This is a genomic window from Flavobacterium sp. 103 (assembly GCF_003096795.1).
Lineage (GTDB): Bacteria > Bacteroidota > Bacteroidia > Flavobacteriales > Flavobacteriaceae > Flavobacterium.
Window position 1 is genome coordinate 4294702 of record NZ_QENX01000001.1, and the last position, 14898, is coordinate 4309599.

The 14898-nt window shown below is 34.7% G+C and carries 8 protein-coding genes; 4 read left to right on the forward strand and 4 right to left on the reverse strand.

The window, feature by feature from the left end; genetic code table 11:
• Positions 1-18 precede the first annotated feature (18 nt).
• The 4 genes from C8C85_RS18240 (at position 19) to C8C85_RS18255 (ending at position 12108) form a co-directional block, all read left to right on the forward strand.
• Complete coding sequence (locus C8C85_RS18240) at positions 19-8295, forward strand: gliding motility-associated C-terminal domain-containing protein (RefSeq protein WP_116798297.1); 8277 nt, start codon at positions 19-21, stop codon at positions 8293-8295.
• A gap of 140 nt (positions 8296-8435) precedes the next feature.
• Positions 8436-9347 (forward strand): type IX secretion system membrane protein PorP/SprF, encoded by a 912-nt coding sequence (locus C8C85_RS18245; RefSeq protein ID WP_116798298.1) that lies wholly within the window; start codon positions 8436-8438, stop codon positions 9345-9347.
• Positions 9348-9432: 85 nt separating this feature from the next.
• A complete protein-coding gene (locus C8C85_RS18250) occupies positions 9433-10107 on the forward strand; it encodes a tetratricopeptide repeat protein (RefSeq protein ID WP_116798299.1) in 675 nt (224 codons plus the stop codon).
• Between the two features lie 54 nt (positions 10108-10161).
• A complete protein-coding gene (locus tag C8C85_RS18255; protein ID WP_116798300.1) occupies positions 10162-12108 on the forward strand; it encodes an OmpA family protein in 1947 nt (648 codons plus the stop codon).
• Positions 12109-12179: 71 nt separating this feature from the next.
• Here C8C85_RS18255 and C8C85_RS18260 read toward each other — a convergent pair whose 3' ends face one another.
• The 4 genes from C8C85_RS18260 to C8C85_RS18275 form a co-directional block, all read right to left on the reverse strand.
• Entirely contained in the window at positions 12180-12686 is a 507-nt protein-coding gene (locus C8C85_RS18260) for a CAP domain-containing protein (RefSeq protein WP_116798301.1), read from the reverse strand.
• A gap of 160 nt (positions 12687-12846) precedes the next feature.
• Positions 12847-13491 (reverse strand): pyridoxamine 5'-phosphate oxidase, encoded by a 645-nt coding sequence (gene pdxH / locus C8C85_RS18265; protein WP_116798302.1) that lies wholly within the window; start codon positions 13489-13491, stop codon positions 12847-12849.
• A 30-nt stretch (positions 13492-13521) separates the two neighbouring features.
• Entirely contained in the window at positions 13522-14430 is a 909-nt protein-coding gene (locus C8C85_RS18270) for a ribonuclease Z (RefSeq protein WP_116798303.1), read from the reverse strand.
• A 131-nt stretch (positions 14431-14561) separates the two neighbouring features.
• Positions 14562-14894, reverse strand: a complete 333-nt coding sequence (locus C8C85_RS18275) for a ribonuclease Z (RefSeq protein WP_116798304.1) — start codon at positions 14892-14894, stop codon at positions 14562-14564.
• Positions 14895-14898: the final 4 nt, after the last annotated feature.

Here is a 14898-nt window from a genome sequence, read left to right on the forward strand (position 1 = left end):
CCTTAATATAGTTAAAAAATGAAAAAAATTTTACACTTCAGCAATTATATAGAAGGATTAAAAAAAGAATTATTTGCAATTCTTTTAATTCTGTCATCTGTACTAGGTTCTGCACAAACAATTACCCCTACAAAAACAGTTACGGTTAGACCAGGTGTTTGTGGGAAAATTGATGTAGAATTAAAAATTCAAGGCGCCAATCCAGTTTCAAGACCTCTTGAAGTAGTTTTAGTCATCGATGTTTCTGGGAGTATGGGTGATGGTAATAATCCAAAACCTTTAGCCCATGCACAAGATGCAGCTATAGATTTTATAAATAAAACTTTTCTAGCCGCTAATAATCCAACTGGAAAAAACAAAATTTCCATAGTTAAATATAGTAATACTGCCACCATTGTAAAACCATTAACCTTATCAACTGGCCAAGCCGATTTAATAAGTGCAATAAATGCATTGACTGCAAATGGTAGTACTAATATTCAAGATGGTATTAAAAAAGCAGACGATGAACTAACAGCTCATGGAACATTTGATTGTGTAACCTCTAGAAGTATTGTATTATTGACAGATGGTGTTGCTAATAGGACTGGTAACGATCAATCTTGCACGGCAGGTCAAGGTGGTAGCTGTATCCAATCAGCTATAACGGCTGCAACTGATGCTAAAACAACAACTGTATCAAGTGTTGTATATAATAATCAAATATTTAGCGTAGGCCTTTTTGGTGCTATTTCCGGTACTGATCAAACTAATGCTGAATATACTTTAAACAATATTCAATCCGCAGGAGCATTTTTTACAGAAAGTGGTGCAGATTTGACCGGTATATACTCAAATATATTTACACAACTTTCTTGGGTCGCTCAACAAATTTCGGGCACCCCATTTGACAAAGAAACTGTAAGTGCTGATTTTACAATTGGAGCTATTACCCCTTCTAAAGGAACAGCATCAGTTTCTGGACAAGTTATTTCTTGGAATATAGATTTTTTGAATGTTGAAACTATTACATTAAAATATGAATTGACTCCAAAATCAAATGTCTGTGGTACAAAAACGGTTAGTACTTCAAGACTTGATTATAAAAATTCAGCATGTACAAATACATTCTTGGACATTGCAACACCTTCCACAAATATCCCCTGCCCTTCTGTTACTTTAGCTTCGCAAACTAATGTGAATTGTTTTGGAGATACTACCGGTGCAATAACAATTAATGATGCCACAGGAGGAACAGGCCCTTATACTTATGCATGGAAAAAAAATGGATCAGCGTATGCAACCACTCAAAACTTAACTGGATTAGGAGCTGGCACTTATACTGTAATTGCAACAGATAAAAACGGCTGTGCATCAAGCGAATTATCAGTTACTATTACTCAACCAAATGCGGGTTTAAGTATAGCCGTGACCTCTCAAACCGACATTAAATGCTATGGCGATACTACTGGAGCCATCGACTTGACTATCTCTGGAGGAACTTCTCCTTATACTTATACTTGGAAAAAAGACGGAAACGCGATCGCAGCCACAACTCAAGATTTATCTGGAATTGGCGCCGGAACATATGAAGTAACCGTAACCGATGATAAAGGTTGTAAAGCAATCAAATCGATCACAATTACTCAACCAAATGCGGGTTTAAGTATAGCCGTAACCTCTCAAACCGACGTTAACTGTTATAACGATACCACTGGAGCCATAGATTTGACTATCACTGGAGGAACTTCTCCTTATACTTATACTTGGAAAAAAGATGGAAACGCAATCGCAGCCACAACTCAAGATTTATCTGGAATTGGCGCCGGAACTTATGAAGTAACCGTGACCGATGATAAAGGTTGTAAAGCAATCAAATCGATCACAATTACTCAACCAAATGCGGGTTTAAGTATAGCCGTAACTTCTCAAACCAACGTGAACTGTTATAACGATACCACTGGAGCCATAGATTTGACTATCTCTGGCGGAACTTCTCCTTATACTTATACTTGGAAAAAAGACGGAAACGCAATCGCAGCCACAACTCAAGATTTATCTGGAATTGGAGCCGGAACATATGAAGTAACCGTGACCGATGATAAAGGTTGTAAAGCAATAAAATCGATCACAATTACTCAACCAAATGCGGGTTTAAGTATAGCCGTAACTTCACAAACCAACGTGAACTGTTATAACGATACCACTGGAGCCATAGATTTGACTATCACTGGAGGAACTTCTCCTTATACTTATACTTGGAAAAAAGACGGAAACGCAATCGCAGCCACAACTCAAGATTTATCTGGAATTGGCGCCGGAACTTATGAAGTAACCGTGACCGATGATAAAGGTTGTAAAGCAATCAAATCGATCACAATTACTCAACCAAATGCGGGTTTAAGTATAGCCGTAACCTCTCAAACCGACGTTAACTGTTATAACGATATCACTGGATCCATAGATTTGACTATCTCTGGCGGAACTTCTCCTTATACTTATACTTGGAAAAAAGACGGAAACGCAATCGCAGCCACAACTCAAGATTTATCTGGAATTGGCGCCGGAGCTTATGAAGTAACCGTGACCGATGATAAAGGTTGTAAAGCAATCAAATCGATCACAATTACTCAACCAAATGCGGGTTTAAGTATAGCCGTAACTTCACAAACCAACGTGAACTGTTATAACGATACCACTGGAGCCATAGATTTGACTATCACTGGAGGAACTTCTCCTTATACTTATACCTGGAAAAAAGACGGAAACGCGATCGCAGCCACAACTCAAGATTTATCTGGAATTGGCGCCGGAACTTATGAAGTAACCGTAACCGATGATAAAGGTTGTAAAGCAATAAAATCGATCACAATTACTCAGCCAAATGCGGGTTTAAGTATAGCCGTAACTTCACAAACCAACGTGAACTGTTATAACGATACCACTGGAGCCATAGATTTGACTATCTCTGGCGGAACTTCTCCTTATACGTATACCTGGAAAAAAGACGGAAACGCAATCGCAGCCACAACTCAAGATTTATCTGGAATTGGAGCCGGAACTTATGAAGTAACCGTAACCGATGATAAAGGTTGTAAAGCAATAAAATCGATTACAATTACTCAACCAAATGCGGGTTTAAGTATAGCCGTAACTTCACAAACCAACGTAAACTGTTATAATGATACCACTGGAGCCATAGATTTGACTATCTCTGGCGGAACTTCTCCTTATACTTATACCTGGAAAAAAGACGGAAACGCGATCGCAGCCACAACTCAAGATTTATCTGGAATTGGCGCCGGAACTTATGAAGTAACCGTAACCGATGATAAAGGTTGTAAAGCAATAAAATCGATTACAATCACTCAACCAGACGCAGGTTTAAGCATCGCCGTAACTTCACAAACCAACGTAAACTGTTATAATGATACCACTGGAGCCATAGATTTGACTATCTCTGGAGGAACTTCTCCTTATACTTATACTTGGAAAAAAGACGGAAACGCGATCGCAGCCACAACTCAAGATTTATCTGGAATTGGCGCCGGAACTTATGAAGTAACCGTAACCGATGCCAAAGGTTGTAAAGCAACCAAATCAATCATAATAACTCAACCAAATGCCGCGTTAAGCATCGCCGTAACTTCGCAAACCAACGTAAACTGTCATAATGATACTACTGGAGCCATCAACTTGACTATCACTGGTGGAACTTCTCCTTATACTTTTACTTGGAAAAAAGACGGAAATACAATTGCCGCCACTACTGAAGATTTATCAGGCATTGGTGCTGGAACTTATGAAGTGACCGTGACGGATAGCAAAGGCTGTAAAGCAACCAAATCGATTACCATCACCCAACCAAGTGCCACTTTAAGCGCTACAGCAATAATCATTAATAACAATAATTGTATTGGTTGCAGCAATGGTTCCATTAATCTAACAGTTTCGGGAGGAACAGCTCCATATACATTCTTATGGTCAAATGGAGCAACAACAGAAGATATTTCAAACTTACCAAATGGTACATATAGTGTTGAAATTACTGATAGCAAAGGTTGTAAAGCTAATTATACATATATAATTTCTGAATCAAGTATCAATATTACCAAAGACGGAACCTATGTGGATAGTAATAATGATGGTATCACCAATGTTGGAGATATTGTCACTTACAACTTTGTAGTTACTAATACTGGAAGTGTAGACCTTACCAATGTAACAGTTACAGATAACAATGCAACTATAACAGGTGGGCCAATTGCTACACTAGCTGTTGGAGCTAGCGACTCAACCACATTCTCTGGCTCACATGTTATCACTCAAGATGATATCAATACAGGATATGTATACAACTTAGCTACGGCAACAGCAAAAGATCCTGAAGATAAAACTGTGACCGACACATCTTCAGACCCGACACCTTGTACAACTTGTCCAATCGACCCCGAGTGTCCTGATTGTACAATTACACCACTAACACAATCTCCTAGTATAAACATTACTAAAGACGGAACTTATGTAGATAGTAATAATGATGGTATTACGAATGTGGGAGACATGGTTACTTACAATTTCGTAGTGAAAAATACTGGAAATGTAACATTAACCAATGTAACAGTCACTGATAATAATGCAACTATTACAGGCGGACCAATTGCAGTCTTAGCTGTCGGGGCAACTGACTCAACAACATTCTCCGGTTCGCATGTCATCACTCAAGAAGACATCAATACTGGATATGTGTATAACTTAGCAACGGTGACATCAAAAGATCCAAAAGGAAATCCTGTAACGGATACTTCTTCTGATCCTACGCCTTGTACCACTTGTCCAATCGATCCTGAGTGTCCTGATTGTACAATTACACCACTAACACAATCTCCTAGTATAAACATTACTAAAGACGGAACTTATGTAGATAGTAATAATGATGGTATTACGAATGTGGGAGACATGGTTACTTACAATTTCGTAGTGAAAAATACTGGAAATGTAACATTAACCAATGTAACAGTCACTGATAATAATGCAACTATTACAGGCGGACCAATTGCAGTCTTAGCTGTCGGGTCAACTGACTCAACAACATTTTCTGGTTCGCATGCTATCACTCAAGAAGACATCAATACTGGATATGTGTATAACTTGGCAACGGTGACATCAAAAGATCCAAAAGGAAATCCTGTAACGGATACTTCATCAGATCCTACACCTTGTACCACTTGTCCAATAGATCCAGAATGTCCTGATTGTACAATTACACCGCTAACTCAGTCTCCTGGATTGGTAGTTATTAAAACCGCAACAACTGCAAGTTATAGTGTTGTTGGAGATGTAATTAATTATACCATAACTGTAAAAAACACAGGTAACCAAACATTACATCAAATAACCGTAAAAGATCCACTTACTGGATTAGACACAATTATAGCTGATTTAGCTCCAGGTGCGAGTTCAGAATATACACAAAGTTATACTGTAACTCAAGAAGATTTAAATACAGGTTCAGTTACTAATGTTGCAAAAGCGGATGGATTTACGCCAAATGAAACACCAATAAGTGCATCAGATGATGAAATTGTGAACGAAAAAACAAATCCAATTGATGCTGTAGATGATAATGCAGGTACAATTGTTGGTGTGAATCAAACTACACCAAATGTCATCAACGTTTTCACTAATGATACATTGAATGCATTGCCTGTAAATCCAGCAGATGTAATTTTAACAACTGTAACATCAAACCCATTTTTACAAATGAATCCTGATGGTTCAATTGATGTATTACCAGATGCTCCAGTTGGAACTCAAACAATGACATATCAAATATGTGAAAAATTAAACAACACGAATTGTGATACCGCTACAGTAACCGTAAATATAGAAGGACCAACCATGACAGTATCTGGGGAAGGAATTTGTATTAATGATGTTCCTTACTTCAGCTATACAACTACTGCCAATAATTTCACTCCTGTAAATGGATTGACATTGACATGGACTGATAGTAATAATAATGTAGTTGCAACAATGACTAACTTACCATTGAATGGAAAAGTACTTTGGCCAGGAGCAATTGTTGATGAAAATGGTAATGGAACCGATTGGCCTGGTTGGTTATTGGTAGACGGAAAATGGATTGAAGGCCCTGATGGTTTTGAAAACCTTAGACCAACAGCTTCTGTGACATTTACATTAAATCCAAGTCAAACAATAGTAGCAAATTATCCTCCATCGGATCCATTCTGCACCTCTAGACCTACATTTAAAATTGATGCTGTAGATGACACAGCTGGGCCTATAGACGGAATAAATGGTGCTTCTAATGTTCTTAATGTATTCACCAATGATACTTTGAATACTGCGGCTGTAAATCCTGCCGATGTTACTTTAACTTTAGTAACACCAGATGCAACAGGTTATATGACAATGAATACAGATGGATCTATAGATTTAAAAGATGGCACGCCAGCTGGAACATATACCTTAGTGTATCAAATTTGTGAAATTGCAGACAATGGAAATTGTGATACTGCGACTGTGACTATAACTGTAATTTGTAATAATACTACAAAAATTGCCGGTATTGTTTTCAATGCAGGGACTAACACTCCTCTAGCAAATGTCCCAGTAACGTTAGTTCCTCAAGGAACAACAACTGGCCCAATATTAATTAGAATCACTAATGCACAAGGGTATTATAATTTTACAGGAATGGTTCCCGGTGATTATTTAGTACAAGTACAAGATGCTAACTTAAATAGTGCCTATCAATTATATCCAGTAAATTCAAGTTTATTCTTTACAACTTTAGAAAACTGTATATATCAAACACATGATTTTGGATATGACAAATCTGATTTGCCTGTATTAGGAGACTTTGTTTGGTACGATGCAAACAACAATGGAATACAAGACGAATGGTTTGATGCCAACAATGATAATTTGGTAACTAAAAACATACCTGATGCCAATGGATCATTTGATTATAGCAAATGGGAATGGATTGACCTTAATGGTGATGGTAGCTATCAAGGTCCAACGAATGTTGGGGAATTGAATGCGGCTGGTTTTGGTAACGCAAAATCTTCAAATATATTTGTAACAGGCCCTAATGATTACGCTGCCAGTGTTATTATTGGTATTCAAGGTTTCTGGAGAAACAGACCGCCTGTTGGTGCATTCGGAGACTATAAAGTTGAACTAAAAATGGATGCCAACTTAGAAGCGCAATCTTCAGCAATGGGTGCTACAGGATTAGTAAAAGTTTTACCAAGTACAACTAAAAATGGAAAATCTCCAAAAACTGGTAAACCAGCAAGCTTTGAAGTTTGTGGACCTACAAATGCTAATCCACAAACGGCTGTTGTAAGTGCTGATAACCAAGTTCATTTAGATATCGATTTTGGTATCAGTTGTAAAATGTTTGCCGACATACAACCGACCGCTGACCTCTTTAGTGTAACGCAATGTACAATTGGTGATGCAATCCGAAATGCTTTAAGCAACGATTTATTGAATGGTTCACCAGCAAATTTGAGTGATTTTAAATTCAAATTGTTAACTGCACTCGGACAATACATCAAAATAGATGAACAAGGAAATGTAACATTCATAAAAGGAGTAGCAGCAGGACAATACACTTTTGACTATCAAGTTTGTGAAGCTGCAAATCCTACAAACTGCGGTACATCAACAATCACAATCAATGTTGCTGCAATTGAGCCTATTACAATCACCAGCCCTGCATTTTGTAATGCTGATACAACTCCGATTGATTTGACAAAATTATTACCTGAAGGAATACCAACAGATGGAACTTGGATCAACACTGATAATGTGGGAGTATTAAACGGGAATATTCTAAATGCTTTTGGAATACCTGTAAACACATACCATTTTGAATATAAAGTTGCAGGTGATTGTCCAAGAAGTCTAATCCTCATAATGCCAATTAATGATGACTGTAAAGTGCTTCCTTGTAAAACTATAATTGTACACAATGCCTTCTCTGCTAATGAAGATGGTCGAAATGATTATTTCCAAATTGAAAACTTAGAAAACAACGATTGCTATAAAAATATAAGAGTTGAAGTATTCAATCGTTGGGGAGTTTTAGTTTTCGAGAAAGACAATTATAATAATGAAGGTAACGCATTTAGAGGAAGATCCGAGGGAAGAACAACCATTAATAAAAACGAAGGTTTGCCAACAGGAACATACTTCTACATAATAAGTTACGACACCGTTGATGGCCTTGGCAAAACACTAAACGTTAAAAAAGATGGATATCTCTATTTAGTAAAATAAATAGGAATTGAAAATGCTCTGAGGATTGCCTCTTCAGAGCATCTTCAACTATCTTTTATAAAAAATAATACTATTAATAAATAAATCCTCAAAACTATGCTGTTGAAAAATAGCCAATTTAAACCAACAAATAGCTAACTATGAAAACAAAATTATTTTCAATCGTTATGATGTTTACAGCCATTGCAAGTTATGCGCAACAAGATGCTCAATATACTCAATATATGTACAACACAATAAATGTGAACCCTGCATATGCTGGTTCGAGAGGTGCCTTAAGCTTTTTCGCTTTGCATCGTACGCAATGGGTTGGCCTTGATGGTGCTCCTATAACCAATACATTATCTGTAAACACTCCTTTCAACAATAGCAAATTAGGATTAGGAGTTTCTATAGTTAATGATGAAATTGGGCCATCAACTACCAATTCCATATCGGCTGATATATCCTATACTATTCCAGTTTCTGAATCGTATAAGTTGTCATTTGGTGTGAAGGGAACCGCAAATTTATTTAGCATAGATGTGAATAAATTAAATCCAAGTGATCAAACGGATCCCCAATTTCAAAATTTTGACAATGAATTTTCCCCAAATATTGGAGCTGGTATTTATTTACATTCACATAAAGCCTATTTAGGATTTTCAATTCCTAACTTTATAGAGACAGATGCATACAATGATAATGATGTAGCTATTTATAAAGAAAAAATAAACTATTATTTGATTGGGGGATATGTTTTTGATTTAAACCAATCAATAAAGTTTAAACCTACTTTCATGACCAAATTAGTGGAAGGTTCTCCTTTGCAAGTTGATCTTTCAGGTAACTTTATGTTCAACGAAAAATTTGTTGTTGGTCTGGCCTATAGATGGAGTGCGTCAGTGAGTGCTATGGCTGGTTTCCAAATTTCAGACGCTTTCTACGTTGGATATAGCTATGATTTTGAAACTACTGAACTAGATAATTACAACTCTGGTTCTCATGAGATTTTCTTACGTTATGAGATATTTAAGAAAAATAACAAAATCACAACACCTAGATTCTTTTAATCCTATAATAGTTTAGTCTATCAATGAAAAGAGTCAGCAAATAGTAATTACATCATAAAAAGTGTTTACTCTTAAAATAAATGTCATGAAAAATCAAATACTTCTTTACACGGTAATTATAAGTTTATTTTCATTCAATAGTTGGACTCAAAAAAGTACGGTTTCATTAAATGAAAAAAAAATAGGTGATTCTACAAATAGTTTAGCAATGGATGATAAAATTTACCATCCTAACATGAAAGTGAAATATTATCATGTAGAAGAAACCGTCCCCATGAAATTTGGAGGTTACAAAACAGTTTATGATGTAAGTAACCCAAAACTAATTCGAACATATGATTTAGGTCCAAACAGCAAACGAATTGTTACACCTGTATTTAAAGAAGGGCTACAAGATGAAAAAACTATTCTAAAATCGGATACAACATTGAAAACTGAAAATGCAAAAATTTCAATTTCCGATGCACCAAAAAAAGTAGATTCGTATGCTTATATAGATATTATTAAAACATATGAAAGAGTTGCAGAAAAAGGATATGAATCTATTGATATGTTAAAAAAAATGGGAGACTCCTATTTTTTTAATGACGAATTAGATAAAGCTGAAAAATGTTATGGCAAACTATTTAGTAAAACATCGGATTTAGAACCTGAATATTATTACCGCTATTCTATTGCGCTAAAATCGATTGGAAAAACGGATAAGGCCAATGAATATCTAAAAAAATTCAATCAATTATCTAGTAACAATACTCGATGAAAAACTCTTATAGTAATCAAAAATATTATTAAAGATTCCTAAAAAATTAATATTATGAAAAACATTACAGTAATTTACTTAGCAATACTTTACTTCTCTTCATTAAGCAATTATGCCCAAAAAGCTAAAGTAGCAAATGCGGATAAAAAATACGACAATTACGCCTATATTGACGCAATAAAAACATACGAAAGAATTGCTGCAAAAGGATATCAATCACCTGATATGTTCCAAAAATTGGGTAATGCATATTTCTTTAATTCTGAATTAGATAAGGCTGCTAATTGGTATGGCCAGTTATTTGCTTTAACAACAAATGTTGATCCTGTATACTATTACAGATATGCCTACTGCCTAAGATCTACAGGTGATAATGAAAAGGCAAATGAAATGCTTAAAATCTACAATGAAAAATCAGACAATGCCAAAAAAGGAGAGCTTTATATCCAGGAAGTAAATTTCTTAGATGAAATAAAAGAAAATTCAGGACGATATAAAGTTAAGGACGCTGGAATTAACACTAAATATTCTGATTATGGAAGTTCATTCTACAATGAAAATAAATTAGTTTTTACTTCGTCAAGAGATACAGGAAGCTTAGGACAAAGAAAACATACTTGGACAGATCAGTATTTTACAAATTTATATGAAGCTAACTTAAGTGGTGATTCATTAAAGGCTGAAAAAGTAAGCAAATTTTCAAAAGGTGTGAAATCAAAATTTCATGAAGCCAGTGCAATTTTTACAAAAGACGGCAAGACTATGTATTTCACCAGAAATAATTATTTGGAAGGAAAAAAAGGAAAAGATGATAATAAAGTTACATTGATTAAATTATACAAAGCCAGTTTTGGAGACAAAGATTGGGGAAATGTTACTGAGTTGCCATTCAACAGCAACAATTATAGTACTGCTCATCCCGCTCTTAGTCCTGATGAAAAAACATTATATTTTGTCTCAGATATGCCTGGAACCTTGGGAGAATCAGATATTTTTAGAGTCAGCATCAATAGCGATGGTAGCTACGGGACCCCTCAAAATTTAGGACAAACTATTAACACCGTAGGAAAAGAAACCTTTCCGTTTGTGAGCGATGAAAACGAAATCTATTTTTCTTCCGATACGCATTCTGGACTTGGAGGTTTGGATATATTTGTATCAAAAATTAATCCAGACGGAACTTTCGATGAGGTGCAAAATGTGGGTGCTGATGTCAATTCCCCAAAGGATGATTTTGCCTATTTAATAAATACAAAGAATAAAATTGGTTTTTTCTCTTCCAATAGAGATGGTGGGAAAGGATATGATGATATTTATCAATTTTTAGAAGTAAAACCTCTTTGTAAACCTGAATTAGGGGGAGTTATATCAGAACTGGTTTCAGGACAAGTACTTCCAGATTCCAAAGTAACACTTTATGATGATCAACATAAAATAATCAGTAGTGTTCAATCTGATTCTAATGGTAATTATTCATTTACTAATTTAAAAAAGAAAAAAACATATAGTGTAAGAGCTGAAAAAGGAGATTATACTACTGTAGAAAAAACCATAACAATAGCCCCTACTCCCGATTGTAAAACTAAATTGGATTTAGCTTTTGAAAAAGCGCTATGCAAAGTGGCGGTTGGTGATGATTTAGGTAAATGCTTTGGAATTAAATGGATCTATTTTGATTTAGACAAATCAAATATTAGATCAGAAGCCGCTCTGGATTTAGCCAAAATATTAGACGTAATGGCTGAATATCCAAACATGAAAATTGATATCCGTTCACATACCGATAGTCGTGCTTCTTTTAAATACAATGAAGGATTATCTGAAAGAAGAGCCAAATCAACCAAAGATTGGTTAATCAAAAATGGTATTAGTCCTAATAGACTAACCAGCAAAGGTTATGGAGAAACCCAATTAGTTAATAAATGTTCCGATGGAATAGAATGTACTGAAGAAGAACACCAACAAAATAGACGTAGCGAATTTATCATTACTGCTCTATAAAGAGATCTTCTTTTAAAAAAAAAAACTACCATTAAGGTAGTTTTTTTTTTGTTTTTTATTCAGTTTTGAATTTAAATCTTAACAAAGATATTTGTATAATATTTTTTACCATTTGCTGGATTTTCTCTGATTGAAATTCCAAAATGTGTAAAATCACCTTCTATATTTTGTTTATGTCCTTCGCTTTTTAGCCAAGCATCAAATGCACCTTTGGCACTATTGTAATTGTAGGCTATATTTTCACTTACATTTTTTGCATGCAAAACTTTTATAATATTTGCTGAACGTGCATCAAAATCATCATGATTCACTACATTATTGGCAATCATATAATTATCATGCTCTTCGGATTTATATGAAATATGATTAATTTTTTCCAACGCATTCAAGCCTATACTTACTCGGTAATTGTTAATCAAAGCCATTGTTTCTAATTCAACCGGACTATAATCATAGTTCAAAACAATTGGAGAATTTTCGGAAGTTTCTCTTGTTGTAGCACTGTCCTCGGCAGTACAGGAAACCATAAAACACAAAACTGCAGCAAAAAAAGACAAACGAAGTAATTTCGAATTCATAAAAATAGTAGTTTAAGTTTAAAGTAGATTGGGGGCAAACTGCTTTAATGTTAACGGTTTAGGTTGAATTTTAATCCAAATAAACTCACTAAACTTAAAAGTACCAAATAAAATCGATGAACTACATAAAAATTGCAAAAGATAATAGCGTATTCTTACATTATGGAGCAAGACGAGAAATTTTCCATGAAAAATCTTCCTGAAGCGTATAGCGAATCCTATCATGCAAACGATTGGGTCTTCCTTGCCAAAACTCTACTTCTAAAGGTGTTACCAAAAAACCTCCCCAATGCTTTGGTCGTGGAATTCCTTTTCCTTCAAAATCTTTCTCTAATTGCTTTAAATTTTCTTCAAGATAGTCCCTTGAGGGCACTACCTCACTTTGATTGGATACTATGGCTCCTAATTTACTGCCATCTGGTCTTGACTCAAAATATCCATCTGAAATATTCTCGGAAGTTTTCTGGGCAATCCCCTTTATTATTACCTGTCGTTCCAAACTTTCCCAAAAAAAAGAGAGACAAATTTTGGGATTATTAATTATAGCCCTACCCTTTTCAGAATTATAATTAGTAAAAAAAATAAAACCTTCTTCATTGAATTTCTTCAATAAAACAATACGTGATTTCGGATATCCATCCAATCCAATTGTAGAAACTGTCATAGCATTGACTTCTCCACTTTCATCAAAATCTTCTTCTTCGTGAAACCATCTATTAAAAAGATTTATAGGATCTTCCGGAATGGTAGATTCTAATAATTCACTTTTCTCGTATGATTTTCTATAGCTACTTAAATCCTTCATTTTTTTTAAACTTAAAATTTTCTAAAATGGTTATTCAAAATCGAAGCTTTTACCATCTTCTGCCAATAGTACCTCTTTAAAAATGGTTTCGGCTTCTTTTTTAAACAAATCAATACTATCGTAACGAGTAGAATAATGTCCTAAGATCAATTGCTTAACATTGGCTTTCAAAGCAATTCTTGCTGCCTCCTTCGCCGTTGAATGCATCGTTTTCATTGCTAATGCTTCTTCGGATTGCAAAAATGTAGATTCGTGATATAATACAGTAACATTTTCTATTAAAGGAATTATATCCTCACAGTATTTGGTATCCGAGCAAAAAGCATAACTCAAAGCGGGAATTGGATCAAAAGTCAATTTAGCATTTTCAACGATTCGGCCATCTTCAAGTGTAATGTCTCTTCCATTCTTTATATTCTGATAATAACATGTATTAATCTCATAATCATGGACAGCGTTCAAATCGAGTCTGCGCTCCCCCATTTTTTCTTGAAATAAAAAACCATTGGTGTAAACACGATGCTTTAATGGAATCGTTTTTACGATTACTTTATCATCTTCATAAACGATTTCACTTTCCTTAGATTGCAATTCATGAAAAAACAATTGATAATTAGTCCATGAATTTGATAATTTTAATTGCAAATCAATTATCTCTTTGATCCCTTTTGGACCATAAATATGTAAATCTGTAGTCCGCCCTAAAAGAGCAAAAGTGGATATCAAACCAATTAATCCAAAAAAATGATCCCCGTGCAAATGAGAAATAAAAACATGATTGATTTTTGAAAATTTCAATTTGTTTTTACGCAACTGAACTTGGGTTCCTTCTCCACAGTCAATCAAAAAAAGTCTATTTTTAATTTCTAGAACCTGTGAAGTGGGATTGGTTAAAGTACGGGGGGTAGCGGCATAACAGCCTAAGATGGTAAGTTTCAATTTTTTTTGTTTAATCGTTTATTTGTTTAATCGTTTAAAGTTGATTGAAAGCCTGTTTAAAAAATAATTTTCTAGAATTTTTATTTAAATCCAATTTTATATTTATCTAACAAATAAACGGTTAAACAATTTTAAAACCCCAAATCTCTTTCAATTTCATCCATTTCTATCAAATCCAGTGCCTCCAATTGGGTGGGAACAACCGTAATAGAAACCGGAACTTTATTATAGTCCAAATCTTGAACAACAAAAACCAAGGATTTTTTTTCTTTTTTATGGCGTTTGATTAAATCTGAAAAAATCTTAATTGATTTTACATCAACCGATTTATCGTGCGAAATATCCAAAATAAGATTATACTCTTTGAAACTATTGTATTGGCTATTTATTTTATCAAGAAATTCTACAATATCCCCTTCTGTATCTTTAATTATAGTTGTATGTCCTTTTGTGGTAACTTTCATCGTC

What these genes read in the sequence shown, in the direction of transcription:
- C8C85_RS18255 (WP_116798300.1), top strand. Translation starts at nt 10,162, where the DNA reads ATGAAAAACATTACAGTAATTTACTTAGCAATACTTTACTTCTCTTCA.
- C8C85_RS18275 (WP_116798304.1), bottom strand. Translation starts at nt 14,894, where the DNA reads ATGAAAGTTACCACAAAAGGACATACAACTATAATTAAAGATACAGAA.
- C8C85_RS18245 (WP_116798298.1), top strand. Translation starts at nt 8,436, where the DNA reads ATGAAAACAAAATTATTTTCAATCGTTATGATGTTTACAGCCATTGCA.
- C8C85_RS18240 (WP_116798297.1), top strand. Translation starts at nt 19, where the DNA reads ATGAAAAAAATTTTACACTTCAGCAATTATATAGAAGGATTAAAAAAA.
- pdxH (WP_116798302.1), bottom strand. Translation starts at nt 13,491, where the DNA reads ATGAAGGATTTAAGTAGCTATAGAAAATCATACGAGAAAAGTGAATTA.
- C8C85_RS18250 (WP_116798299.1), top strand. Translation starts at nt 9,433, where the DNA reads ATGAAAAATCAAATACTTCTTTACACGGTAATTATAAGTTTATTTTCA.
- C8C85_RS18260 (WP_116798301.1), bottom strand. Translation starts at nt 12,686, where the DNA reads ATGAATTCGAAATTACTTCGTTTGTCTTTTTTTGCTGCAGTTTTGTGT.